Genomic DNA, 23,051 nt, shown 5'->3' with positions numbered 1-23,051 from the left:
TCCGCTGTTCGCACGAGTGGGGCAGGCCGGATGGGCGCGGCACTAGTCATTAGCTCTGCTTTGGAATTACCCTGGCTCCATGGACGACCCCAAGGGCCTGGCCGACGACCTCTCCGCCTGCCTCTCCGGGCTGCACCGCACGATCCGCCGGCACGTGCGCTCGCGGCTCGCCCTCGAACCGCTCGCCGGGGCGCAGGGCGATCTGCTGCGCCTGGTCGTGGAGCGACCGGGCATCAGCGTATCGGCCGCCGCGAAGGAGCTGCGGCTGGCCGGGAACTCCGTGTCCACGCAGGTCCAGCAGCTCGCCCGGCTCGGCTACCTGACCAGGGAGACCTCCCCCACCGACCGGCGCGGCGCCGTGCTGCGCGCGACCGGCGCGGGCGAGGAGCGGCTGGCCCTGTGGGCCGACGAGCGCGCGGAACTGTTCGAGCGTCAGCTGCACCGGCTCAGCGAGCAGGACGTGGACGCGCTCGCCGCGGCGCTGCCCGCGCTGCGCGCCCTGACGGACCTCATCGGCACGGACCGGGAAGCCTGATGACCACTGAGAGTGCTGAGACCACTGAGACCGCTGAGATACCCGCCCTCGAGGTCACCGGCCTCGTCTACGCCTACAAGCAGAACCGCGCCGTGGACGGGATCGACCTGCGCGTCGCGCCCGGCTCGGTCTACGGGCTGCTCGGCCCGAACGGGGCGGGCAAGACCACCGCGATCCGCGCGATCACGACCCTGCTTCCCATCCCGGCCGGCATGGTCAGGGTCTTCGGCCGCGACCCGGCCCGCGACCAGATGGGCGTGCGCCGCTCGCTGGGCTACGTCCCGCAGCAGCTGTCCGCGGACCAGGGCCTGACCGGCCGGGAGAACGTCACCAACTTCGCGCGGCTGTTCGACGTGCCGCGCTCGGTCCGCGCCGCGAAGGTCGAGCGCGCCCTCGACGCCGTCGGCCTGCTGGACGTCGCCGACCGGATGGCCTCGGCGTACTCCGGCGGCATGGTGCGCCGGCTCGAACTGGCCCAGGCCCTGGTCTCCTCCCCCAGGCTGCTGATCCTCGACGAGCCGACGATCGGCCTCGACCCGATCGCGCGCGACTCGGTGTGGAAGCACATCGCCGAGGTGCGCGCGGCGACCGGGATGACCGTCCTGGTGACGACGCATTACATGGACGAGGCCGAAGAGCACTGCGACCGGATCTCGCTGATGCACCAGGGCAGGATCCAGGCGGTCGGCAGCCCCGAGGAGCTGATCGCCTCGCTCCCGGACAGCCGCCGGGACGCGGCGTCGCTCGAGGACGTGTTCCGCTACTACTCCGGCGGTGCCGGGCTCGACGAGGCAGTTGAAGGAGGGATGCGCGATGTCCGTAGTACCCGCGCCACGGCGAACCGCGTCCGCTGAGGCCGACGCGCTGCTGACGACGGCTCACCCGGTGCGCACCGGCTGGAGCGTGCTGCCCGCGCGCATGGTCGCGCTGTGCATCGTGGAGCTGCAGAAGATCCGGCACGACCGCTCGGAGATCTACTCCCGCGCGATCCAGCCGCTGCTGTGGCTCGCCGTGTACGGCGAGACCTTCACCAAGATCCACGCGATCCCGACCGGGAACACGCCGTACCTGGACTACCTCGCGCCGGGCATCATCGCGCAGTCGGCGATGTTCATCGCGATCTTCTACGGCATCCAGATCATCTGGGAGCGCGACGCGGGCGTGCTGACGAAGCTGATGGTCACCCCGACCCCGCGCGCGGCGCTGGTGGCGGCGAAGGCCTTCGCCTCGGGCGCCAAGGCGGTGATCCAGGCGGTCGTGGTGCTGATCATGGCGGCGCTGCTCGGCGTCGGGATGACGTGGAACCCGCTGAAGCTGCTGGGCGTGCTGCTGATCGTGGTGCTCGGCTCCGGGTTCTTCGCCTGCCTGTCGATGTCGATCGCCGGGATCGTGCTCACCCGGGACCGGCTGATGGGCATCGGCCAGGCGATCACCATGCCGCTGTTCTTCACCTCCTCGGCGCTGTATCCGATCTCGGTGATGCCGGGCTGGCTGCAGCCGATCTCCCGGATCAATCCGCTGACGTACGAGGTGAACGGGCTGCGCGCGCTGCTGATCGGCTCGGCCACGAACCTGCCGCTCGACCTCGGCGTGCTGGCCGGGTCCGCCGTGCTCGCGGTGGCGGTCGCCTCGATGCTGATGCCGCGGCTGGTCAAGGGCTGACGGGGCACGGCGCCCGGCACGGCGCCCCCTCGGCCCCTGTACTCGTGGGCGGGGCGCGATAACCTACCCGATACACCGACAACGGTTCCGTCGTTCTCCCCGGCGGCCCGCGGTCGTTGACCGAGTTCCGCGAGGCACGCCGTGTACCGGTGTGTCCCTCAGCCGATCTCGGCGAGGACTGCATCTAGGCTGGGGTTTGACGTCAACGGAAGGATCGGGAATGGCGTACCGCGTCACCTTCGTGTGCACCGGCAACATCTGCCGGTCCCCCATGGCCGAGCACGTGCTGCGCGGCCACCTCGGGCGCGAGGGGCTGGGGGCGCGGGTGGAAGTGGACAGCAGCGGGACCGGCGGCTGGCACGTCGGGGACCCGGCCGACCACCGGACCGTGCGGGTGCTGCGCCGGCACGGCTACACCTCGGCGCACCGGGCCCGGCGGTTCAAGCCGGACTGGTTCGACGGCTACGACCTGATCCTGGCGCTGGACACCGGGCACCTGCAGCAGTTGCGGAAGCTGGCGCGCGGGCCGCAGGACGCGGCGAAGCTCAGGCTGCTGCGATCCTATGATCCGGCCGCGGGCACCCGGCAGGACGTGCCGGACCCGTACTACGGCGGGGACGCGGACTTCGAGCACGTGCTCGACCTCTGCGAGGCGGCGATGCCGCGGCTGATCCGGGAGATCCGCGCGGCGCTCGCCGAGCAGCCCGAGGACGAGGCCGACGAGCTGCTCGACGAGGACGCCGAGGTCGAGGTGGACGACCGCTCGCTGCGCCGCTAGCCGGGGTTGATCGCCGTCAGCCGCTCGATCGCGTCCTTGATCGCCGCTTCGAAGGCCGTGCTTCCGGTGTGCCCGGAGTCCTCGATCACGACGAGTTCGCTGCCGGGCCAGGCCTTGGCGAGGTCCCAGGCGGTCTTGGCCGGGCAGCCGAGGTCCATCCGGCCGTGCACGAAGATCGCCGGGATTCCGGCGAGTTTCCCGGCGTTGCGGATCAGCTCGCCGTCCTCGAGGAAGCCGATGTTGGAGAAGTAGTGCGCGCAGATGCGCACGAAGGCGAGCCGGGCGTCGTCGACCCGCGCGCTGTACGCGCCGGGCGAGCCGTTGGCCTCCTGCGAGATGACCGCGTCCTCCCAGGTCATCCACTCCTGCGCGGTGCGGGCACGCACGTCCGGGTCGGGGTGCGCCATCAGCCTGCCGTAGGCGGCGAGCAGGTCGAACACGTCCTCGCCGCGCTCGGCGGCGGGGATGTACTCGCGGAAGCGATCCTGCGCCTCGGGGAAGATCCGGCCGGCGCCCTCGTAGAGCCAGTACACGCCCTCGCGGTCGGTCGTGGTCACGGACGGGATCAGCACGCTGGTCACGCGCTCGGGGTGCCGCTCGGCGTAGGCGATGATGAGCGTGGAGCCCCAGGAGCCGCCGTACAGCATCCAGGCGTCGATGCCGAGGTGCTCGCGCAGCAGTTCCATGTCGGCGATGAGGTTCTCGGTGGTATTGGCGCTCAGGTCCGTGGCCGGGTCGCCGGCGTGCGGGAGGCTGCGGCCGCAGTTGCGTTGGTCGAACAGGATGTGTCGGTGTCGTTGCGGGTCGAACGCGCCGCGCGCTCTGACGCTGCATCCGGCGCCGGGGCCGCCGTGCACGTAGAGCACGGGCATGCCCTCGGGGTTGCCGACCTGCTCGTAGTAGACCTGGTTGCCGTCCGCTGCGCGGGGTGAACGAACCCCGACCTCGAGCAGGCCGGAGTCGAAGGGTTCGGTCACGGGGAATCTGGACATGGAGATACTCCTCGTCGGTGGAATGGGAGCGCCCCACTTTAGCCCCTTACCCGCTGCTGATCACGCGGTTATGATCGGCCGCATGGCGCCCACGGATGCATTCACCACCCGTCCGGAGCTCGCGGGGACCTTCGGGATGGTCGCGAGCACGCACTATCTGGCGACGGCCGCCGGCATGGCCGTGCTCGAGCGCGGGGGCAACGCCTTCGACGCGGCCGCCGCCGTCGCGTTCACGCTGCATGTGGTCGAGCCGCATCTGAACGGGCCGGGCGGCGATGTGCCGATCATCCTGGCGACGGCCGCGGACCCGGTTCCGCGGGTGCTGTGCGGCCAGGGCCCGGCTCCGTCCGCGGCGACGATCGAGCACTTCGACGGCCTCGGGCTCACGCTGATTCCCGGAAGCGGGCAGTTGGCGGCGGTCGTGCCGGGCGCGGTCGGCGCGTGGCTGACGCTGCTGCGCGATCACGGCACGCTGCCGCTGCGCGACGTGCTCGACTACGCGATCGGATACGCCGAGCACGGCCACCCGCTGGTCGCCGGCGTGGTCGGCACGATCGGCGCCGTAGCGGACCTCTTCCGTACGCGGTGGCCGGATTCGGCGGCGCAGTGGCTGCCGGACGGGCGGGTGCCGCTGCGGCACGAGATGCTGCGGCTGCCCGTGCTCGCGGCGACGTATCGCAGGGTGTTGAGTGAGGCGGAGGCTGCGGGCGCGGACCGCGAGGCGCAGCTGGAGGCCGCGTATCGGGCGTGGTACGAGGGTTTCGTCGCGGAGGCCGTGGACGGGTTCGCGGCGCGCGAGGTGTTCGACGAGACCGGCCACGCGCATCGTGGCCTGCTCGGCGGCGCGGACATGGCGGCGTGGAAGGCCTCGTATGAGCCGACGATCAGCCTGGACTGGCGCGGCGTGACGGTGCACAAGGCCGGGCCCTGGAGTCAGGGTCCTGTGCTGCTGCAGCAGCTCGGGATGCTGGACGCGCTCGGTGAGCTGCCGCCGCACGGCAGCGCGGAGCGGGTCCACCGGGTGGTGGAGGTGGCGAAGCTGGCGTTCGCGGACCGCGAGGCGTACTACGGTGACGCGCCCGAGGCGTACGCGGCGCTGCCGGATCTGCTCGACCCGGAGTATCTCAAGGCGCGGGCTTCACTGGTCGGGGATCAGGCGTCCGCGCAGCTGCGGCCGGGCGGTCCCGGCGGGCGCACGCCGCGGCTGCCGGGATTCCTCGCGCTGCCCGAGGCGTATGCGGACAGCGGCGAGCTGACCGATGCGATGGCGCAGGTCGAACAGGTCGACTCGGCGGGACGGACGCGCGGGGACACCTGCCACATCGACGTCGTGGACCGCCGGGGGAACCTGGTGTCGGCCACGCCCTCGGGCGGCTGGCTGCAGTCGAACCCGACGATCCCGCAGCTCGGGTTCTGCCTCGGCACGCGCGCGCAGATGTTCTGGCTGGAGCCGGGGCTGCCGAACAGCCTCGCCCCGGGCAGGCGTCCGCGCACCACGCTCACCCCGTCGATGCTCACCCGCGACGGCGTGCCGGTGACGGCCTTCGGCACGCCGGGCGGCGACCAGCAGGACCAGTGGCAGCTGCTGTTCCTGCTCAACCACATCGGGGACGGGCTGAACCTGCAGGCCGCGATCGACGCGCCGGCGTGGCACAGCAGCGCGATGCCCGCGTCCTTCGCCCCGCGCAAGCGCGCGCCGCGGGACCTCGTCATCGAGGACAGATTCGGTGACGAGGTGTTCGCGGAGCTCGCGGAGCGCGGCCACCGCGCGGTGCGCTCCGGGGCGTGGTCGCTGGGCCGGCTCTCGGCGGTCAGCCGGGACCCGGCGACCGGGGTGCTGCGGGCCGGGGCGAACCCGCGGTCGATGCAGGGTTACGCGGCGGGCCGCTGAATTCTGGTCAGGCCGGGCGGCGGCGCGGCGCCGCCCGGTGCAGCAGCAGGTAGACCTCGCAGCCGAGGCAGTAGTCGAAGGCGGCGTTCAGGAACGCGGCGGCGAGCGCGAGCCCGGTGGCGATCATGGCGGCCACGTCCCAGCCGACCAGGTAGCAGAAGGAGCCGACGAGCGCGAAGCCGAGCCCGACGAACTGCGCGAAGATCGGCGGGGCCGGGTTCTCCAGCTCGGTCGGCGGGCCCAGCCGGGGGCGCACGAAGCGCCGGTAGAGCCAGCCGTAGGGCGCGAGCCTGAGGTCGGAGAAGGCGCTGAGCGCGAAGACGATCGCCTGGGCGGCGAGCAGCCAGCCCCAGCCGGTCGCCAGCACGACGACGAGCACGACGGTGGTGATCGCGGCGCCGAAGCGCGGGCCGCGCGGGTCGATGAACGGCTTGAGCGGGGCCGCGCCGCGATCCGTGCTGTCGCCGGTATCAGGGGTCTGCGTGTGCTGGGCCATGGCGGGGATCCTTGCGGGGAGAGGAAGGGTGTGGGCGCGTCAGGCGGCCGCGGCGGCGGCCGAGCCGACGGCGGCGAGGACCTGCTCGCGGCGCGGCACTCCCCCGGCGCGGGCGGTCTCCCGGCCGGAGGGGTCGAGCACGAGCGTGGTCGGGGTGCGCAGGATGCCGAGTTCGCGCACGAGGTCGAGGTGGGATTCGGCGTCGAGGTCGTAGTGCGCGACGCCGTCGACGTCCTCGGCGACCTTCGCGAGCAGCACGCGCGTGGTCCGGCACGGCGCGCAGAACGCGGAGCTGAACTGCACGAGCGTGGCCCGCGCGCCGAGCGGCCCGCCGAGCGTCGGCTCGGTCAGCGGCGCGCCGGCCGCGTCTTCGGAGCGCGGTTCACGAGAGCGCATGACGCCGTCCGTCCGCCTGCGCCACAGGCCGAAGGCGCTCGCGGCGAGCAGCACGAGTGCGGCGATGATCAGACCGGGGTTCACGATGTCCGTCCAGAAGGGATGCAGGCGAGAAGGGTGGTGTGGGCGAGAGCGCGGAGCGGGCGCGGTTGCTCATCGGCAGGGCGGACAGGAGGCCGACCACACCAGGCCGTAGTCGATGTGCTCGCGGCGCACCAGCGGCACGGCGCGGCTACGGAACGACTGCATGCCCACGATGATAACTCCTGGTCATCGCCGCGTCCAAGGTCATCGGGATTCGCCGGTGCGAGCCCATGATCCGATTACTCCCTCGGACGGGCGCTCGCCGGGCGTGGCGTGCCGCGGAGCGCGGCACGTAGCCCGTTATGTACGTTATGTATCTGGCATGAAGCTCAAGCTCTTCCCGCGCAGACTCGCGTCGCTCACCCTGGCCATCGCCACGGTGCCGGGCGTGGCGCCGCTGACCGCCGCCGGCCAGGCTCCGGTGCCGACACCGATGCCGATGATCCCCGCGCCGGCCCCCGGCGGGTGGACGCGGCAGAGCCCGGACGCCCCGAGCGTGCGACTGGCGGCGACGTTCGCGGTGACGGTCCTGGGCCGGGAGTTCGGGCACCCGTACGTCGTCGAGCGCATCTCGCGCGCCGAGTCGCAGGTCGTGGAGGGCGCGGACTACCGGGTACGGATGCGGATCGCCGAGGTCCAGGACTCGATCCTCGGCGCGCGCAAGGACTGCACCGTCGTCGTCTGGTCGCGCCCCTGGCTCAAGCCCGCGGACGTGCTCACCTCTTTTGACTGCCAGGCCGTGGACTCGGACAGCTGAACCGCTGATCGCCGCGCCGCGCGAAACCGCGCCCCGCCCCGACTCGGGCCCGCCTTGCAGGCTCCCCCAATTAGTTATACGGTATTAACAATTCGCATAGCATAACTAAGCACCTTGGGGGGTGCCTCGTGCCGGACCTGTCGCCGCAGCGGCGGAAACTCGTGCTCGCGATCTGCTGCATGAGCCTTTTCATCGTCGGGCTCGACGTGACGATCGTGAACGTCGCACTGCCCACCATCGGGAGCGACTTCCACGCGCAGCTCACCGACCTGCAGTGGATCATGGACGCGTACACGCTGGTGCTGGCCTCGTTCCTGATCCTGGCCGGATCGACCGCCGACCGGCTCGGGCGGCGGCGGATATTCCGGATCGGGCTGATGCTGTTCACGCTCGGCTCGCTGATGTGCTCGGTCGCCCCCTCGCTCGGCTGGCTGGTGGCGGCGCGCGTCGTGCAGGCGCTCGGCGGGAGCATGCTCAACCCGGTCGCGCTGTCCATCGTGACCAACACGATCACCGACGCGAAGGAGCGGGCGCGGGCGATCGGCGTGTGGGGCGCGGTGTTCGGACTGTCGATGGCGCTCGGCCCGGTGATCGGCGGCGCGCTGGTCTCCGCGGTCGGCTGGCGGGCGATCTTCTGGGTGAACGTGCCGGTCGGGATCGCGGCGCTGGTGCTGACCACGCTGTTCGTGCCCGAGTCGAAGGCACCGCGGGCCCGCCGCTTCGACCCCTTCGGCCAGACGCTCGTGATCGTGGCGCTCGCCAGCGGGACCTCGGCGATCATCGAGGGCCCGCGGCGCGGCTGGGGCAGCGGCCTGATCATCGGACTGTTCGTCCTCGCGATCCTGGCCGTCGCCGGACTCGTCAGATACGAGAACCGCCGCGAAGAGCCGCTGATCGACCCGCGGTTCTTCCGCTCGATGCCGTTCGCCGGCGCGACGGTCATCGCCGTCTCGGCGTTCCTCTGCCTGGCCGGGTTCCTGTTCCTCAATGCCCTGTACCTGCAGGACGTGCGCGGCTTCTCGGCCGTGCGCACCGGCCTGATGACGCTGCCGATGGCCGCCGCGAACATGCTGTTCTCACCGATCTCCGGGCGCATCGTCGGCACGCGCGGCCCGCGCCTGCCGCTGATGCTGTCCTCGGTGTTCCTGGTGCTGGGCGCGCTGCTGATGACCACGTTCACGCCGACCACGTCGCTGCTCGTGGTCGCGGTCGCGTACGTGCTGATGGGCGTCGGTTTCGGGTTCGTCAACGCGCCGATCACGAATACGGCCGTGTCCGGGATGCCGCGGTCGCAGGCCGGTGTCGCGGCGGCGGTCGCCTCGACGAGCCGTCAGGCCGGCAGCTCGCTCGGCGTCGCGATCTTCGGCTCGATCCTCGCCTCGGGGAGCACCTTCACCCACGCGAGCCACGTGTGCTGGTGGGTGGCGGTCGGCTGCGCCGTACTGATCGGCGTGCTCGGTATCATCACGACGGGCCGCACGGCCAAGGCGAGCGCCGCGCGCACGGCGGCGATCTTCACGCCGTCCGACGGGGCGGCGAGGGTGACGGTGGGGCAGGCGGCATCATGAGCACGAGCATTGACACCAGCGTCGATATCGGCCGCGAGCAGGAGTTGCGGCTGATCTGGGACCGGATCCGCACGATGGTCTACGACGACGACCGGCGGGCGGAGGTCTCGGCGGCGGCCGGTCTGAGCTTCGTGAAGGTCAAGGCGCTGCGCAGGCTGCTGAAGCAGCCGATGCCGATGCGCGACCTGGCCGCGCTTCTGGTGGTGGACAAGCCGTACATGACGCAGGTCGTGGACGCGCTCGAGGAGCGCGGCCTGGTGCTGCGCACGGTGGACGTGCGCGACCGCCGCTGCCGGATCGTCTCGCTGACCGAGGAGGGGCGCGAGGTGGCGCTGCGTTCGGAGGAGATCCTGACGCGTCCGCCGGCCGTGCTCGCGCTGCTGCCCGACGCGGATCTGGCCGAGCTGACCAGGATTCTGGCGAGCCTGCCGACGACGGGCGACGGCGAACCGTCCTGATCCGCCGATCCTCCGCCGCAGGCTCCGGCACGGAAATATCGTCAGTCGCGGCGCCGGTGCCGCATCCGCGCGATGCTGACCGGCACGATCGCGATGATGAACACGACGAGCACGGTGCTGAGCCGCTTGAACGGCGTGGTGTGGAAGGTCTGCGCGGTCGGCACGATCATCTCCGGGGACGACGTGGCCGGTTTCGGGGTCGTCCGCCTGGGGGTCGGCGTGGGCGTCGGCGGCGGTGTGGGCGCGGGCGGCGTCGGGATGGCCTGCGGCACGGTCCGCGGGCTCGGGGCCGGCGGCGCGGACGTCTGCGCGACGCGCGGCGCGGGTGTGCTCGCGCGGGATGTGCTGGGCGCGGGGGTCGACGGCGGCGGGGGCAGCGTGCAGACCGGATACCCCGTCGCGGAGGCCGACGGCGTCGGTGTCGCGGTCCCGGTCGGGCAGTCGTCCCCGGGCAGGCCCACGGTCACGATCGACGTGCCGCCGAGGGTGAGCGTCAGGCCGTCGCCGCAGTCGGTGACCGTGATCACGGACCCGGGGCCCGGTGTGCCGGCCGCGGCTTCGGCCAGCCCGACCGGGACCGCGACGACCACCGCGCACACGCCGACGACCGCGGCCGCGCGGCGGCCCTGGACGTATCTTCGGCCCATCTCAGTTCGAGCCCGGTGCGGCGAGGAACTGGTGCAGCGGTGTCGCGTCCGTATGGATCAGGCCGTGATAGAGCGACTCCAGGTCGAGCACGAACCAGAACGACAGGCACACCAGCAGCGTGGAGACGGTCAGGCCCGCGAAGGCGATCGCGTCGCCGCGCAGTCCGAGCGCGAGCGGCGTCAGGATCGTGATGAAGCTGAGCGCGCCGAGCGCGATGAGCAGCACCGGGGAGGTCTCCGAGTTCGAGGCGGCGAGCCGGTCCGCGCGGGCGGCGGACAGCGCCTGGTACTCGCCGATCGCCTGGTCCTCGATCGTGCCGAGCGAGGTGTTGGCGGCCACGGGGTGCGTGACCGCGGCCTGACCGGTGTTCAGCGCCTGGGCCGCGGCGTCGTTGACGGCTTCCGCGGGCGGCGGCCATTCGTGCCCGAGGACGGCGTTCGCGTAGTCGATCGCGGAGGCGCGGACCGTGGCGCCCTCCGCCGCGGGCATCCGGTCGGCGGTCTGCACGAGCGCGGTCAACGCGGTGGCCTCGGTGCGTACGTCGGCGTTGATCTGGTCCACGTTCTGCCACTGCACCACGACGACGAGCGCCAGAAGAATCATATACAACGTAGAGATGAAAGTGTTGACGTAGTCGAGTGCTGATGCGTCTTTCCGCTCGGGTTTGTGCTCTTTACGCACCTTTTCGGTGACCGCCAAAGCCGCTATGGCGGCCAATACCAGAATTATCAGCACCGCGATGCCCACGACGCAATCCCCTCCCACCAAGTACTGAACCAGCCGGTTCCTCGAACGCACATCCCCTCAGCGTTCAAGCGGAATCCACCGGTTCGGGGGATTTACAGATCGCGCTGAATCGCGCTGTGGTTCTCGTGCGCCGGATACGCATCCGTACTCGCGCTCTTGACGACCCGTTCGACTCACCCTGATGTGCGGTCAGTTCCGTGGGAGCAGGGTTGAGAATGTTTCGGGAGTGCTCACCTCCCGATAGAGGGGACTGTCATCCATGCCCGACAACCGTTACACCAGGCGGCGCGTGCTGGGCACCGCCGCGGGCGTCGCGGGAGCGGCCGCCGGACTCGACCTGCTGCCGGGCTCCGTGCGCAGGGCCCTCGCCGACCAGCGGACGGTCGGCGGTTTCGACGCCATCGAGCACGTGGTCCTGCTGATGCAGGAGAACCGCTCGTTCGACCACTACTTCGGCACGATGCCCGGCGTGCGCGGCTTCGGCGACCCGGAGGCGCTGCGCCTGCCGACCGGCGAGTCCGTGTTCTACCAGCCGGACGCCGCCAACCCGGACGGCCACACCCTGCCGTTCCACCTCGACACGAAGACCACCAGCGCGCAGGCGATCCCGTCGACCAGCCACGCGTGGGCGGTGCAGCACCAGGCGTGGAACGACGGCGCGATGGACCAGTGGCTGCCCGCGCACCGCGCGGCGGACGGCGTCAACGGCCCGTACGTCATGGGCTACTACGAGCGCGAGGACATCCCCTTCCAGTTCGCGCTGGCAGACGCGTTCACCGTGTGCGACAACTCGTTCAGTTCGGTGCTCGGCCCGACGTGGCCGAACCGGCTCTACTGGATGACCGGAACGATCGACCCGAACGGGGTGCACGGCGGGCCGATCACCTCGAACTCGTACCCGAACGGCGCGTACACCTGGACCACCTACGCCGAGCGGCTGCAGGCGGCCGGGATCTCCTGGCGGGTCTACCAGGAGCGGGACAACTACGGCTGCAACATGCTGGAGAACTTCGCCAGGTTCCAGAACGCGCGGCCCGGAGACCCGCTGTACGACAACGGGATGGCCCGCCGGCCCGCCGGGGCCTTCGAGGACGACGCGCGCAACGACGACCTGCCGCAGGTCTCCTGGATCATCCCGACCTCGACCCAGTCCGAGCACCCGGACTACCTGCCGGCGGCCGGCGCGGACTTCGTCGCGAGCAAGATCGAGGCGATCGCCGCGAACCCGAAGGTGTGGGCGAAGACCGTGTTCATCCTCAGCTACGACGAGAACGACGGCCTGTTCGACCACGTGCCGCCACCCACCCCGCGCCCCGGCACCGCGGACGAGTTCATCGGCGGCCTGCCGGTCGGCAGCGGCTTCCGCGTCCCGACGATCCTCGTCAGCCCGTGGACCGCGGGCGGCTGGGTGTGCACCGAGCGCTTCGACCACACCTCCTCGCTGCGCTTGCTCGAGCGCTTCACCGGCGTCGAGGAGACGAACATCAGCGACTGGCGGCGGCGCACGTTCGGCGACTTCACCTCGGCGTTCCGCTTCGACTCCGCGGACCCGGGCTTCCCGAGCCTGCCGAACACGGCGCAACTGCACGCCGAGGCCCGGCAGGAGGTCGCGGACTACCCGGCACCGAGCCTGCCGGGTGCGGGCCAGACCCCGCCGGAGCAGCAGTGGGGCTGGAAGCCGACCATCTGAGAGGCGGCGTCCGACGCGGCGTCCGACGCACCGTCCGTGGAGGGGCCGCCGCGGATTCGGTAGGCCCTACTCGGTTGACGCACCGATTACGATCACGGCATGTCGACAACTGATTCCGCGTTCCCGCCGTCCGCGTATCCGCTCGCCGAGCGGCTGGATCTCGTCGAGGAGCTGCACGGGCAGCGGATCGCCGACCCGTACCGCCGGCTCGAGGATCCGGCCGCCGCGCGGACCGTGGCGTGGTCGGCCGCGCAGGACGAGCTGTTCGCCGCGTTCCAGGACGCGGCGCCGGACGGCGGCGTGCGGCGCGAGGCGTTCCGGGCGCGGGTCGGCGAGCTCGCCGACGCGGGCGAGGTCACCGCCCCGGTGTGGCGCGGCGAGCGGCGGTTCTTCACCCGCCGTGCCCCGGGCCAGGAGCATTCCGTGCTGCTGACGGCCGGTCAGGACGGGGTCGAGCGGGTGCTGATCGACCCGACGGCGATCGACCCGACGGGCGCGACGACGCTCGACCTGTGGTTTCCCTCGCGCGACGGGGCGCTGCTGGCGTATCTCGTGTCGGCGGGCGGCACCGAGGAGGCGCTGCTGCGGGTGATCGACGTGCAGACCGGGGACCTCGTCGACGGCCCGATCGACCGGGCCCGCTACTCGCAGGTCGCCTGGCTCCCGGACGGCATGGCCTACTACTACACCCGCCGGCTCGCCCCCGAACTGGTGCCGGAGGACGAGAGGCAGTACTACCGGCGCGTCTACCTGCACCGGCTCAACACGGACCCGGCCGAGGACGTGCTCGTGTTCGGCGACGGGCTGGACAAGACGAACTTCTACGGCCTGACCGTCTCGCGCGACGGCCGGTGGCTCGCGGTGAGCACCTACCGCGGCACCTCGGTCAGCAACGACCTGCACCTGGCCGACCTCACCGAATCCGGGCCCGAAAAGCCGCGCTGGATCGCCGTGCAGGAGGGCGTGGAGGCGCAGGTCCAGATCCACTTCGGGCACGACGGGAAGTTCTACCTGAGCACGGACCGCGACGCGCCGAACCTGCGGCTATGCGTCGCCGACCCGGACGCCCTCGCCTACGAGCGGTGGCGCGACGTACTGCCGGAGAATCCCACGGCGGTGCTGGAGGATTTCGTCATCCTCCAAGGCGAAGGGCTCGCCAAGCCCGCCGTGCTCGGGCTCTACGCCTGGCACGGCGTCAGCCGGCTGCATCTGTTCGACCTCGGCTCGGGCGAGCTGATCGCTGACGTCGCGACGCCCGGCGCGGGCACGATCTCTGCCCTCTACGGCAACCAGGACGGCGGGGCGCGTGCCTGGTTCGGCTACGTCGACCACGTGACCCCGGTCAAGGTGCTGGCCTTCGACGCCCGCACCCGCGAGGTCACGACGTGGGCCGACACTCCGGGCGCGGTCCAGCTCGCGACGGTGCACGTGCGGCACGTGCTCTACCCGTCCAAGGACGGCACGATGATCCCGCTGACGATCCTCGCGCCCGCCGGCGAGCCGGACCGCCCGCGACCGACGATCCTCTACGGCTACGGCGGCTTCTCCCTCACCCTCTCCCCCGACTTCGCCGCGCTGCGCCTGGCGTGGGTCGAGGCGGGCGGCGTCTTCGCGATCGCCAACCTGCGGGGCGGCACCGAGGAGGGCGAGACCTGGCACCGCGCCGGGCGGCTCGACAAGAAGCAGAACGTGTTCGACGACTTCCACGCCGCGGGCGACCACCTCACGGCCGAGGGCTGGACCACACGCGAGCAGCTGGGCATCTTCGGCGGCTCCAACGGCGGGCTGCTCGTCGGCACCGCGCTGACGCAGCGCCCGGACGCGTACTCGGCCGTCGTCTGCTCGGCGCCGCTGCTCGACATGCTGCGCTACGAACTGTTCGGCCTCGGCGCGCTGTGGAACGTCGAGTACGGCTCGGCCGAGGTCCCCGAGGAATTCGGCTGGCTGCGCGCCTACTCCCCGTACCACAACGTCCACGAGGGCACCGCGTACCCTGCGACGCTGTTCACGATCTTCGAAGGCGACACGCGCGTGGACACGCTGCACGCCCGCAAGCTCGCCGCGGCCCTGCAGCACGCCACGTCCGCCGCGATCGACGAGCGTCCGATCCTGGTGCGCCGCGAGCACAACGTCGGACACAGCACCCGGTCCGTCACCCGCTCGCTCACGCTCTGGGCGGACCAGCTGTCGTTCTTCGCCCGCCAACTGGGCCTGGACGGCACGCCGGAGCGCTGACCGCCGATCTTTGTCGGTAGGGCCGTGCACAATCGTTTCCATGAGATGGGTCGTGTGCGCGGACGAGGACGGCGGGGGCAGGCTGGCGCTGCTGGCCGAACCCGCGCCGTCCCCGTCCGCCGCGTCCCCGTCCGCGCACGACCCGGATGCGCGCCCCGCGGCTGAGGTGACCGTCGCCGAGGTCCGCGACGTGCCCGACCTCCCCTCCGCCATCCGCGAACTCGAGTCCACCCACCGCCCCCGCTGGATCTGGGCCGACACCGCGCGGCTGTACCCGGGTCTGCTCCGCGCCGGCATCCGGATCTCGCGCTGCCACGACGTCGTGCTCGTCGACGAGATCCTCGCCGCCCGCGCCGGACGCTTCGGCGCGCCGCGCACACTCGGCGCCGCCTACGCCCGGCTGCACGACCTGCCGGTCCCCGACGTGGGCCGGATGACCGCCGCGACCGAGGCGGTCGGCGGCGGCGGTCCGCAGCAGGACGCGCTCTTCTCCGCCGACGACACCGGCCTGCCCACCGAGGTCGAGCCGCTGTCCGCGCTCATCGAGGTCTACCAAGCCCAGCTCGCCGAACTCGACGCCGCCGGGCGCGAGGTCAGGCTGCTGGCCGCCGCCGAATCGGCCGGAGGCCTCGCCGCGGCCGAGATGACCCACGCCGGGCTGCCCCTCGACCCAGGACTCCACTCGGCGAACCTCACCGAAGCCCTCGGCCCCATGCCCGCCTTCGCCGGCCCCGGCGCCCGCCCCGCCAAGCTCCAAACCCTCGTCGAACACGTCGCCGAGGCCTTCCGCACCCCCGCCCTCAACCCCGACTCCCCCACCCAGCTCCTCAAGGCCCTGTCGACCAACGGCCTGCCCGCGCACACCACCCGCGCCTGGGAGCTGCGCGGACTCGAACACCCCGGAGTGCCGCTGCTGCTCGAGTACAAGGAACTGGCCCGGCTCTACTCGGCGAACGGCTGGACGTGGCTGCGCGCCTGGGTGCGCGACGGCCGCTTCCGCCCCGAATACGTCGTCGGCGGCGTCGTCACCGGCCGCTGGGCCAGCCGCGGCGGCGGAGCGCTGCAACTGCCCGCGATGGTGCGCCGCGCCGTCGTCGCCGACCCCGGCTGGACCTTCGTCGTCGCCGACGCCGGCCAACTCGAGCCGCGGGTCCTCGCGGCGATGTCCGGCGACCGCGGCCTCGCGACCGCCGCGCAGGCCGAGGACCTCTACACCGAACTCGGCGACGTCTTCGGCGGCGACCGCGCGAAGGCCAAACTCGGCATGCTCGGCGCCATGTACGGCCAGACCAGCGGCGAGGTCGGCCCGCTGCTCGCCACCCTGCGCCGCAGATTCCCGCGCGCCATCGGCCTCGTCGACGACGCCGCCAAGTCAGGCATCGAGGGCCGCGTCGTGCACACCCGCCTAGGCCGCGCCTGCCCCCCGCCCTCCGCCCGCTGGAACCGCCTCGTCGCCGGCGCCGAGGGCGAGGCCAAGGCCGACCAGGTCCGCCACGACCGCGGCAGGTTCACCAGGAACTTCGTCGTCCAGGGCACCGCCGCCGAATGGGCCCTCGCCCTGATCGCGACCCTCCGCCAGAAGCTCGCCGACTCCCCCGCCGAACTGGTGTTCTTCCTGCACGACGAGGTCGTCCTGCACTGCGCCGGATCAGAGGCCGAGCACGTGCGGGCCGCCGTCACCGAATCCGCCCTCGAAGCCGCCCGCCTGGTGTTCGGCTCCACCCCCGTCCGCTTCCCCCTCCATCTCGCCACCGTCCCCTGCTACGCCGACGCGAAGTAGCTCAGCCGAGGCGGTCGAGTGCGGCTCGAAGCTCGTCGTAGGAGGTTGAGATGTCGAGGCCGAGGCGGCTGCGCTCGAGGCGCAGGCCCGCGATGTTCCTGGCCTCGTAGAGGGATCGGCGCCATCGGGCGTGCGGCGAGGGGTCGAGGGGGCCGTAGCCGTCCCAGAAGGTCTCGCGCTCGGCGGCGCTGCCGACGCCCGTCGTGCGGGTGGCGCGGTAGATCGCCCAGTCGGATTCGGGGTCGCCCCAGATCACCCGGTCGCAGTCGAACACGCCGGTGACGGTCGGCTCGGGCGCGTGCTCGGCGAGCATGACGTTGATGGTCCACAGGTCGCCGTGCAGCAGACGCGGGTCGCGCACCTCGTCGAGGATGTCCTTGCCGCGCAGGGCGATCGCGAGCACTTCCCGCGCGTCGTCCGCGGCGAGACCGGCGTCGTCGAGGTCGGCGATGATGTCGCGCAGCATCGCGGACACCGCTTCGCTCCACGTCGGGTGGCCGGGACGGCCGACGGGGCCGAATCGTTCGCCGCGCACGGCGTGGATCCGCTTGCTGATCTCGCCGAGCCGGCGGAAGAACGGACGCCACGCCTCGCGCGGGTACTGCCGCAGGCCTTCGCGCGCGGGGACGCCGGGCAGGAAGGACTGGAACATGTAGTCCCGGCCGATCACCTGGTGGGTGAAGTCCACTCCGAGCGTCCGCGGGAGCAGGGTGGCGATCGGCGCGAAGTACGGGGCGGCCGCGTGCTCGCTGCGCATGAACCCGCGTTCGCTGCGAAACTGCCGCGCGGGTTCCGGCGCGACGCGCAGGATGCACGCCGGTCCCCGCTCCAGCTCGACGCGGTACGTCGTGTTGTACGTGCCGTCGCCGAGTTCGACGGCCGCGACCACGTCCACCTCGCCCAGCAGCCGCGTGGCCATCGACTGGATCTGCTGCTCGGTCAGCGGCCGCTGGTACGCGTCGGCGGCACGGTCGACGGATTCCAGGCGCATATCGCCACCCTACATATCGCCACCCTAGCGATCCGCCACGGCGATTTCCCGCTCCTCCCGACGGCTCAGAGCTCGATGACGCGCGAGGGCTCGGTGACGACGCGGCCGCCGACCTCGGACCAGCCCGGTGCCTTGGCGGGCCGCACGTGCAGGAGGGAGCCGCGGCCCTGGTGGATCGTCACCTCGCGGCCCAGCCGCTGGGCCTGGAGGATGGCGGCGGCGCCGGTGGCCTCGTCCTCCGGGATGCCGATGCGGCCGGCGAAGGTCCGGGCCCGCACGATTCCCGCGGGCTCGTCGATCCAGGACCAGTGCTGGTGGTGGGCCTGCTCCTCGAGCGGCGGGACGGGCAGCTCGTCGACGCAGGCGGGCGAGGTGTGCTGGACGAAGTCGAAGTCGGGTGCGTACGCGGAGTTCGCGCGGATCCAGGTCACGTCGCCCTCGCGCCACGTGTCGACCGGCTCGGCCAGGCGCGGGCGCAGCACCGCCGGCTGGGTGCCGGCCGCCTCGGCCAGCACCCGGGAGGTGCCGACGAGCGGATGGCCGGCGAGCTTCATCTCGGCGGTCGGGTTGAAGATGCGCACGTGCGCGCCCTCGTCGTCGATCCGGTCCACGAACACGGTCTCGGAGAAACCCAGGCGCGCCGTCAGCTTCGGGCCGAGCTCCCCGTCGAGGCCCTGCGTGTCCAGGACCACACCCAGCTCGTTGCCGTAACGGCCGCCCTCGTCCGCGAACACCCGCACCACCAGCACATTCATCGTCATAGCGGCAGCCTACGGCCCGTCACCCGGCGGGCACGAGGGCCAATCGGGGCGCCGTGGCACCCCGCGCGCCCGCGGCGCGCCGAACGCGGAAGGTAACATGATCGCATGACTCAGACACCCGTGGCGTTCGTGATCGCGATGATGGAGGAGGCCGAGGGCGTCTTCGATCTGCCCTCCTGGACCGAGCTCAGCCTCGCGCCCTTCCCGGTCTACCGGCGCGGGGACGACGCGACGCAGGCCGTGGTCATCGTCAGCGGCATCGGCACCACCAACGCGGCCGCGGCCACCCAGCACGTGGTCGACCGCTTCTCCCCCGAGCGCGTGATCAACATGGGCGTGGTCGGCTGCCTCAACCACGACATCCCGATCGGCGCCGTGCACGCCGTCTCCACCTGCGCGTTCTTCGACGTCGATGTCACCGCGTTCGGCTACAAGATCGGCCAGATCCCGGAGACCGAGATCCACGAGTACCCGCTCACCGGCAACACCCCGCGGCCGCTGCCCACCGCGCGCCTGCTGTCCGGCGACACGTTCGTCACCGGCCGCGACGGCTTCCACCCCGAGCTCGCCGGCTTCGACGCCGACTTCGTCGACATGGAGCTCACCGCGATCGCGCACACGCTGCTGCGCAACGGCCTGCTCGGACAGCTCGAGAGCTACAAGGCACCCTCCGACTACTGCGACGGCGACTCTCCGGACGCCTTCGAGGAGAACCTGCCCTTCGCGCTCGGCAAGCTCGCCGTCGTCGCCGAGCAGATCCTGCGGTCACGCTGCGTCTCCGCCGCGCACGCCGAGCCGGCGGGAACCGCCCGATGACCGCCCCGACCGCGGCCATCAGCGTCGAATACCTGGCCAAGCACTCCTCCGGCAAGGACCACGTCGCCATGACCGGCGGCACCCTCGGCGCCGACAAGCGCGTCACCGGCACCGGGCCGCTGCGCCTGCAGCACGACTTCTTCCCGGTCACCACGGTCGATCCGGCCGAGCCGGGAGCCGCGCGGGACCGGCTGTTCGCGGGCATCCACTCGATCGAGCACGCCCTCGCGTCCCCGGACGGCGGCGACCTGCGCGCCCGGCTGGCCGAGGCGACCGGCCTCGGGCCGGACTTCGCCGCCCGCCTGATCGATATGAGCCCTTATATTCCAGGCCTGCTGAATGCCGCGGACGCCATGGGCGCCGCCGGGCTGCCGCTCGGATTCCGGTCCACGTTCGTGCTGCCGGACGCCGCAGGGAGCACTCTCTCGACCGCGAAGCTGCTGGCCGCGTACCGGGCGGCCCTCGCGGTCGTCCGGGAGAAGTTCCGCGCGGGCGAACCGGTGCCGTTCTCCACGCCCGAGGCCTGCGGACAGTACGACCTGCACTCCGCCGAGTCGGCCCTGGAACTGATCGAACTGGGGCTCACGGCCACCGCGTCCCCGGAGCAGATCACCGAGACGCACTCCGCGACCAACGCCGCCGAGCTGTACGTCTGCGACCTGCGCCTGGTCAAGCCGCGTCTGCCGGGGGCCCACGACCAGCAGGTCCTCGACCTGCTCGGCGGGCACCTGCTCTCCCAGCGCATCGAGCACGACGGCGTGAACCTGACGGCCGGGAACTTCGGCTGCAGCACCGGCGAATACCTCATGGTCGCCAACCCCGAGGGCCTCGCCCAGGACGCGCTGCTGCACCAGGCGCACCGCGAGGTCGCCGGAACCCTCGCCGAAACCGGCTCCTACACCGGCCAGGACCCGCTGCGGCACGCGGCCGCCGCCGACGCCCGCTTCAGTCTCGAGCAGATCGAGAAGTACAGCCCGGACGCGCTCCCCGGCTGAGCGACACAGGACCCTGCGACGCTGGCCGGGGCGGCGGCGGCGCCGAAGGCTCCGAGGGCGGCACACGGCGAGGCCGAGGCGGTTTCGTGACCTCGCCGTGACCATACCGCGTGGTCCGGATTTCAGTGTCGCTAAACGGTTTCTGGGATTCCGCTGAGCATCCCTAAGAATTCACGCTGCCGGGTCCTCAGCCGCCCATACCACCTTGGTCAAAGTGGATTCAGGCCACCGCCCGCTGTGGAAGACTGGCGACGTGAGCAAAGACTCCCCCGAGGGCGAGGCGGCCGATCGGCTCCGCCGGCCAGCGCGGATCGTGCGGCGGGCCCGGCGCAATGCCGCGCATCCCGAGCCCGCGCCGCCCGAGGAGACCGTGCCACGGCCCCGCTCGCTCGGCCTGGACCCCGCGGACCTCGCCGGGGCGCTGCTGGCCGACCTGGCCGAGATCGCCGACCAGGACGACCCCTTCGAGTTCGAGATGATGGTCTCGAGCTTCTGCGGAATCCTCGACATGGCGCAGAACGCCGCCCTCGTCGGCTCGCTGCCGCCCGACGTCGTCCCGACGCTCGTCGCCCACTTCGAGGAGCGCGCCGACGAGCTGTCCCTCGCCGTCCTGGCCAGCCTCGCGCTGCTCGCCGAGGGCGAGGCCGGAGCGGCCGCCGCCCGCGGCGCGGCCCGGCTGTGGCGCGCCGGGATCCTGCCGCCGGACTGGTTCGAGGAACTCGACCGCGCCCTGCACGTCGAGGACTGCCTCCGGGTACGCCGCGAACTCGACGGCGACCTGCTCTACCTGCTCTCCTTCCGCCGCGCCGGACGGCGGCACGCGTTCGCCGTCGTCGTCCGCGACGAGGACGAGGGCCCGGCCGAGGCCATCGCCCCGCTGCCCGCCGAGGTCCTGCCCGAGCGCCTCGCGGACATCGTCGGCGAACTCGTGCCCCGCGACGAACTCGACACCGTCACCGTCACGGAACTCGAACCCGCCGAGGCACGCCGCCTGCTGGAGACCGCCATACGCACCCGCGCGCTCCAGGACGCGCGACTCGACCTCGACGCCCGCTTCGCCCAGTGGGACGAGGCCGCCACCCCCGGCGTGCTCGGCGCCCCGCCCTACCCCACGATGCTCGCCGCGCTGCGCAACCGGCTCGACGCGCTCCCCGCGCCGCCGCGCCCGGTGCCCGACGCGGACCTGTGGTCGGACGAGGACTACCCCGACGGATTCGAATACGACTCCGACATGGTCTTCCCCGAGTTCCCGGCCGCGTTCGGCGCCGTCGTGTTCATCGCCGACCACCCGCACCGCGACGTCCCGGCCCCCGGCCCGGGCCTGACCCGCATCAGCCCGCCGCTGCGCCGCCTGCCGCTGGACGCACCCGCCCCCGTCTACCGGCTGCGCATCGACCTCAAGGGCGCCAAGCCGCCGATCTGGCGCCGCGTCGAGATCCCCGGCGACCTCACCCTCGCCGCCCTGCACGACGTCATCCAGACCGTCTTCGAGTGGGAGGGCTACCACCTGCACGTCTTCGAAACCGCATACGGCGACTTCGGCGACGGCGACGTGGACCTCGGACACGGCCTCGACGACGAGGTGACGATCGAACAGATCCTCACCGGCGCCGGCGCGAAGCTCACCTACGTCTACGACTACGGCGACTACTGGGAGCACGTCGTACGCGTCGAACGCACCTACCAGGGCGACCCCGAGGTTCACTACCCGCGCTGCATCGGCGGACGCCGCGCCGCGCCCCCCGAGGACTGCGGCGGACTGTGGGAGTACCAGGAATCGCTGCGCGAACACGGCGACGCCGGCGCCGACGTCTTCGACCGCGACGAACTCAACCGACGGCTGAACGAGGGACGCTGGCAGGGCGGCCACTGGGACGTCGGCGGACCCAGCTGACGGTCCCGGAACCTGCTCACGGCTCGGGCCCGGCGCGAGTCTCCTCGCACCGGGCCCGAATCCGGAAATCCGCCACACGAACCCGAAACCCGCGAACTCAGGCACCGAATTCTGTGGCGAAGCCGTGACGAACTACGGCAGCTGCGACTGGATCCAGTCGTTCAGCGCCGGGGACGACTCGAAGCTGGCGATCAGCGCGTACCGCGTGTGCGTCCCCGAATGGGCGCCGCCGTGCCACAGCCGCTCGGAGTCCACGACCGCCTGCTGACCGGCCGCCAGCGGGATCTGGTACTCGGTCTTCTTGTTGAACCGCTCCGAACGCACCAGCAGCCGGCTGGTGGAGTCATCGGTGAACTCGTGCCACACCCGCACGATCCAGCCGTTCGTGTCCGGGTTCTTCAGGTTGTTGTTGTCCTGGTGCAGGCCCCAGCGCGACTCGCGGATCGTGTTCGGCTTCATGCGCAGCAGCTGCACCCGGCCGTAGCGGGCGCCGGTCGACTCGAGCCAAGCCATGATCGTCGGGCACTTCTCCGCGTTCGGCGTCGGAATGCACTCGAGTTCCTCCTTGCCGACCTCCTGCGCGCCGATCATCTCGACCTTGCCGGACGGCGAGGTGATCGGGGCGAAGAAGGTGAAGGGGTCGCTCTTGTACGTGGTGTACTCCAGGCTCTCCCACTCCGAGGCGGGGATCTGCGGGCCCGAGTACTTCTGCAGCTGCACGTAGCCGCCGCCGGCCTCGACGAGCGCGGTGCGATAGTGCTTGGTGTTCAAGTCCGGGATGAACGGCGGCTTGCGCACACCGGTGAGGTCCAGCAGCTTCCCGGTGTATTCGTTCTTCAGAACGTCGGCGAGACCTGACATTCCTTCGCTCCCCATC

The 23,051-nt window shown here is 71.6% G+C and carries 22 protein-coding genes; 14 read left to right on the top strand and 8 right to left on the bottom strand.

The features are described from left to right. Positions 1-79 precede the first annotated feature (79 nt). The 4 genes from VG296_RS00465 (at position 80) to VG296_RS00450 (ending at position 2,975) form a co-directional block, all read left to right on the top strand. Positions 80-535: a MarR family winged helix-turn-helix transcriptional regulator gene (locus VG296_RS00465; protein WP_325561795.1), complete on the top strand. Its 456-nt coding sequence runs from the start codon at positions 80-82 to the stop codon at positions 533-535. Beyond that, the gene (locus VG296_RS00460; RefSeq protein WP_325561793.1) at positions 535-1,389 is read left to right on the top strand and encodes an ABC transporter ATP-binding protein; all 855 of its coding nucleotides are present in this window, start codon (positions 535-537) and stop codon (positions 1,387-1,389) included. The genes VG296_RS00465 and VG296_RS00460 overlap by 1 nt, the downstream gene beginning before the upstream one ends. Further along, positions 1,349-2,197: an ABC transporter permease gene (locus VG296_RS00455; RefSeq protein WP_325561791.1), complete on the top strand. Its 849-nt coding sequence runs from the start codon at positions 1,349-1,351 to the stop codon at positions 2,195-2,197. The genes VG296_RS00460 and VG296_RS00455 overlap by 41 nt, the downstream gene beginning before the upstream one ends. A gap of 220 nt (positions 2,198-2,417) precedes the next feature. After that, complete coding sequence (locus tag VG296_RS00450) at positions 2,418-2,975, top strand: low molecular weight protein-tyrosine-phosphatase (RefSeq protein ID WP_325561789.1); 558 nt, start codon at positions 2,418-2,420, stop codon at positions 2,973-2,975. Here VG296_RS00450 and pip read toward each other — a convergent pair. Next, complete coding sequence (pip, locus tag VG296_RS00445; protein ID WP_325561787.1) at positions 2,972-3,967, bottom strand: prolyl aminopeptidase; 996 nt, start codon at positions 3,965-3,967, stop codon at positions 2,972-2,974. The two genes, VG296_RS00450 and pip, sit on opposite strands and share 4 nt — an antisense overlap. An 82-nt stretch (positions 3,968-4,049) precedes the next feature. On the opposite strand from pip, the gene VG296_RS00440 reads away from it, so the two are divergent. Further along, positions 4,050-5,858, top strand: a complete 1,809-nt coding sequence (locus tag VG296_RS00440; protein ID WP_325561785.1) for a gamma-glutamyltransferase family protein — start codon at positions 4,050-4,052, stop codon at positions 5,856-5,858. Positions 5,859-5,865: 7 nt separating this feature from the next. Here the strand turns inward: VG296_RS00440 and VG296_RS00435 are convergent, their stop codons facing one another. Continuing rightward, a complete protein-coding gene (locus VG296_RS00435; RefSeq protein ID WP_325561783.1) occupies positions 5,866-6,354 on the bottom strand; it encodes a DUF4395 domain-containing protein in 489 nt (162 codons plus the stop codon). A 39-nt stretch (positions 6,355-6,393) separates the two neighbouring features. Continuing rightward, positions 6,394-6,834 (bottom strand): thioredoxin family protein, encoded by a 441-nt coding sequence (locus tag VG296_RS00430; protein ID WP_325561781.1) that lies wholly within the window; start codon positions 6,832-6,834, stop codon positions 6,394-6,396. Positions 6,835-7,156: 322 nt separating this feature from the next. Between VG296_RS00430 and VG296_RS00425 the strand changes: the two genes are divergently transcribed. The 3 genes from VG296_RS00425 (at position 7,157) to VG296_RS00415 (ending at position 9,617) form a co-directional block, all read left to right on the top strand. After that, the gene (locus VG296_RS00425) at positions 7,157-7,591 is read left to right on the top strand and encodes a cystatin domain-containing protein (RefSeq protein WP_325561779.1); all 435 of its coding nucleotides are present in this window, start codon (positions 7,157-7,159) and stop codon (positions 7,589-7,591) included. Positions 7,592-7,719: 128 nt separating this feature from the next. Beyond that, the gene (locus tag VG296_RS00420; RefSeq protein ID WP_325561777.1) at positions 7,720-9,159 is read left to right on the top strand and encodes an MFS transporter; all 1,440 of its coding nucleotides are present in this window, start codon (positions 7,720-7,722) and stop codon (positions 9,157-9,159) included. Then, on the top strand, positions 9,156-9,617 hold the full coding sequence (locus VG296_RS00415) for a MarR family winged helix-turn-helix transcriptional regulator (protein ID WP_325561775.1): 462 nt from the start codon (positions 9,156-9,158) through the stop codon (positions 9,615-9,617). Before VG296_RS00420 ends, VG296_RS00415 begins: the two co-directional genes overlap by 4 nt. A 41-nt stretch (positions 9,618-9,658) precedes the next feature. Here the strand turns inward: VG296_RS00415 and VG296_RS00410 are convergent, their stop codons facing one another. Beyond that, positions 9,659-10,264: a hypothetical protein gene (locus VG296_RS00410; protein ID WP_325561773.1), complete on the bottom strand. Its 606-nt coding sequence runs from the start codon at positions 10,262-10,264 to the stop codon at positions 9,659-9,661. Position 10,265: 1 nt separating this feature from the next. Further along, complete coding sequence (locus VG296_RS00405; protein ID WP_325561771.1) at positions 10,266-11,012, bottom strand: hypothetical protein; 747 nt, start codon at positions 11,010-11,012, stop codon at positions 10,266-10,268. A 259-nt stretch (positions 11,013-11,271) separates the two neighbouring features. Between VG296_RS00405 and VG296_RS00400 the strand changes: the two genes are divergently transcribed. The 3 genes from VG296_RS00400 to VG296_RS00390 all read left to right on the top strand — a co-directional run bounded on the left by VG296_RS00400 (position 11,272) and on the right by VG296_RS00390 (position 16,717). Beyond that, positions 11,272-12,702 carry an alkaline phosphatase family protein gene (locus VG296_RS00400; RefSeq protein ID WP_325561769.1) on the top strand — a complete coding sequence of 477 codons (1,431 nt, stop codon included), beginning with the start codon at positions 11,272-11,274 and terminating at the stop codon, positions 12,700-12,702. A gap of 99 nt (positions 12,703-12,801) precedes the next feature. Further along, entirely contained in the window at positions 12,802-14,937 is a 2,136-nt protein-coding gene (locus VG296_RS00395; protein WP_325561767.1) for a prolyl oligopeptidase family serine peptidase, read from the top strand. Between the two features lie 40 nt (positions 14,938-14,977). Continuing rightward, the gene (locus VG296_RS00390) at positions 14,978-16,717 is read left to right on the top strand and encodes a bifunctional 3'-5' exonuclease/DNA polymerase (RefSeq protein ID WP_325561765.1); all 1,740 of its coding nucleotides are present in this window, start codon (positions 14,978-14,980) and stop codon (positions 16,715-16,717) included. A gap of 1 nt (position 16,718) precedes the next feature. On the opposite strand, the gene VG296_RS00385 is transcribed toward VG296_RS00390, so the two are convergent. Further along, the gene (locus VG296_RS00385) at positions 16,719-17,708 is read right to left on the bottom strand and encodes an aminoglycoside phosphotransferase family protein (protein ID WP_325561763.1); all 990 of its coding nucleotides are present in this window, start codon (positions 17,706-17,708) and stop codon (positions 16,719-16,721) included. Positions 17,709-17,773: 65 nt separating this feature from the next. Then, complete coding sequence (locus VG296_RS00380; RefSeq protein ID WP_325561761.1) at positions 17,774-18,469, bottom strand: PhzF family phenazine biosynthesis protein; 696 nt, start codon at positions 18,467-18,469, stop codon at positions 17,774-17,776. A gap of 105 nt (positions 18,470-18,574) precedes the next feature. Between VG296_RS00380 and VG296_RS00375 the strand changes: the two genes are divergently transcribed. From VG296_RS00375 to VG296_RS00365, 3 genes are all read left to right on the top strand, one after another. Then, entirely contained in the window at positions 18,575-19,285 is a 711-nt protein-coding gene (locus tag VG296_RS00375) for a 5'-methylthioadenosine/S-adenosylhomocysteine nucleosidase (RefSeq protein WP_325561759.1), read from the top strand. Beyond that, on the top strand, positions 19,282-20,280 hold the full coding sequence (locus VG296_RS00370; protein ID WP_325561757.1) for a hypothetical protein: 999 nt from the start codon (positions 19,282-19,284) through the stop codon (positions 20,278-20,280). The genes VG296_RS00375 and VG296_RS00370 overlap by 4 nt, the downstream gene beginning before the upstream one ends. Positions 20,281-20,533: 253 nt before the next feature. Then, positions 20,534-22,174 (top strand): plasmid pRiA4b ORF-3 family protein, encoded by a 1,641-nt coding sequence (locus VG296_RS00365; RefSeq protein WP_325561755.1) that lies wholly within the window; start codon positions 20,534-20,536, stop codon positions 22,172-22,174. 132 nt (positions 22,175-22,306) lie between these two features. Here the strand turns inward: VG296_RS00365 and VG296_RS00360 are convergent, their stop codons facing one another. Continuing rightward, the gene (locus tag VG296_RS00360; protein WP_325561753.1) at positions 22,307-23,035 is read right to left on the bottom strand and encodes a hypothetical protein; all 729 of its coding nucleotides are present in this window, start codon (positions 23,033-23,035) and stop codon (positions 22,307-22,309) included. Between the last annotated feature and the right edge of the window lie 16 nt (positions 23,036-23,051).

Origin of the sequence: Actinospica sp. (genome assembly GCF_035552695.1) — a bacterium.
Taxonomy (GTDB): Bacteria; Actinomycetota; Actinomycetes; order Streptomycetales; family Catenulisporaceae; genus Actinospica.
This window is presented reverse-complemented; position numbering and strand designations above follow the sequence as displayed.

Coding starts and splice junctions, on each gene's coding strand:
- VG296_RS00465 (WP_325561795.1), top strand. CDS start 80: ATGGACGACCCCAAGGGCCTGGCCGACGACCTCTCCGCCTGCCTCTCC.
- VG296_RS00460 (WP_325561793.1), top strand. CDS start 535: ATGACCACTGAGAGTGCTGAGACCACTGAGACCGCTGAGATACCCGCC.
- VG296_RS00455 (WP_325561791.1), top strand. CDS start 1,349: ATGTCCGTAGTACCCGCGCCACGGCGAACCGCGTCCGCTGAGGCCGAC.
- VG296_RS00450 (WP_325561789.1), top strand. CDS start 2,418: ATGGCGTACCGCGTCACCTTCGTGTGCACCGGCAACATCTGCCGGTCC.
- pip (WP_325561787.1), bottom strand. CDS start 3,967: ATGTCCAGATTCCCCGTGACCGAACCCTTCGACTCCGGCCTGCTCGAG.
- VG296_RS00440 (WP_325561785.1), top strand. CDS start 4,050: ATGGCGCCCACGGATGCATTCACCACCCGTCCGGAGCTCGCGGGGACC.
- VG296_RS00435 (WP_325561783.1), bottom strand. CDS start 6,354: ATGGCCCAGCACACGCAGACCCCTGATACCGGCGACAGCACGGATCGC.
- VG296_RS00425 (WP_325561779.1), top strand. CDS start 7,157: ATGAAGCTCAAGCTCTTCCCGCGCAGACTCGCGTCGCTCACCCTGGCC.
- VG296_RS00415 (WP_325561775.1), top strand. CDS start 9,156: ATGAGCACGAGCATTGACACCAGCGTCGATATCGGCCGCGAGCAGGAG.
- VG296_RS00410 (WP_325561773.1), bottom strand. CDS start 10,264: ATGGGCCGAAGATACGTCCAGGGCCGCCGCGCGGCCGCGGTCGTCGGC.
- VG296_RS00400 (WP_325561769.1), top strand. CDS start 11,272: ATGCCCGACAACCGTTACACCAGGCGGCGCGTGCTGGGCACCGCCGCG.
- VG296_RS00395 (WP_325561767.1), top strand. CDS start 12,802: ATGTCGACAACTGATTCCGCGTTCCCGCCGTCCGCGTATCCGCTCGCC.
- VG296_RS00390 (WP_325561765.1), top strand. CDS start 14,978: ATGAGATGGGTCGTGTGCGCGGACGAGGACGGCGGGGGCAGGCTGGCG.
- VG296_RS00385 (WP_325561763.1), bottom strand. CDS start 17,708: ATGCGCCTGGAATCCGTCGACCGTGCCGCCGACGCGTACCAGCGGCCG.
- VG296_RS00380 (WP_325561761.1), bottom strand. CDS start 18,469: ATGACGATGAATGTGCTGGTGGTGCGGGTGTTCGCGGACGAGGGCGGC.
- VG296_RS00375 (WP_325561759.1), top strand. CDS start 18,575: ATGACTCAGACACCCGTGGCGTTCGTGATCGCGATGATGGAGGAGGCC.
- VG296_RS00370 (WP_325561757.1), top strand. CDS start 19,282: ATGACCGCCCCGACCGCGGCCATCAGCGTCGAATACCTGGCCAAGCAC.
- VG296_RS00360 (WP_325561753.1), bottom strand. CDS start 23,035: ATGTCAGGTCTCGCCGACGTTCTGAAGAACGAATACACCGGGAAGCTG.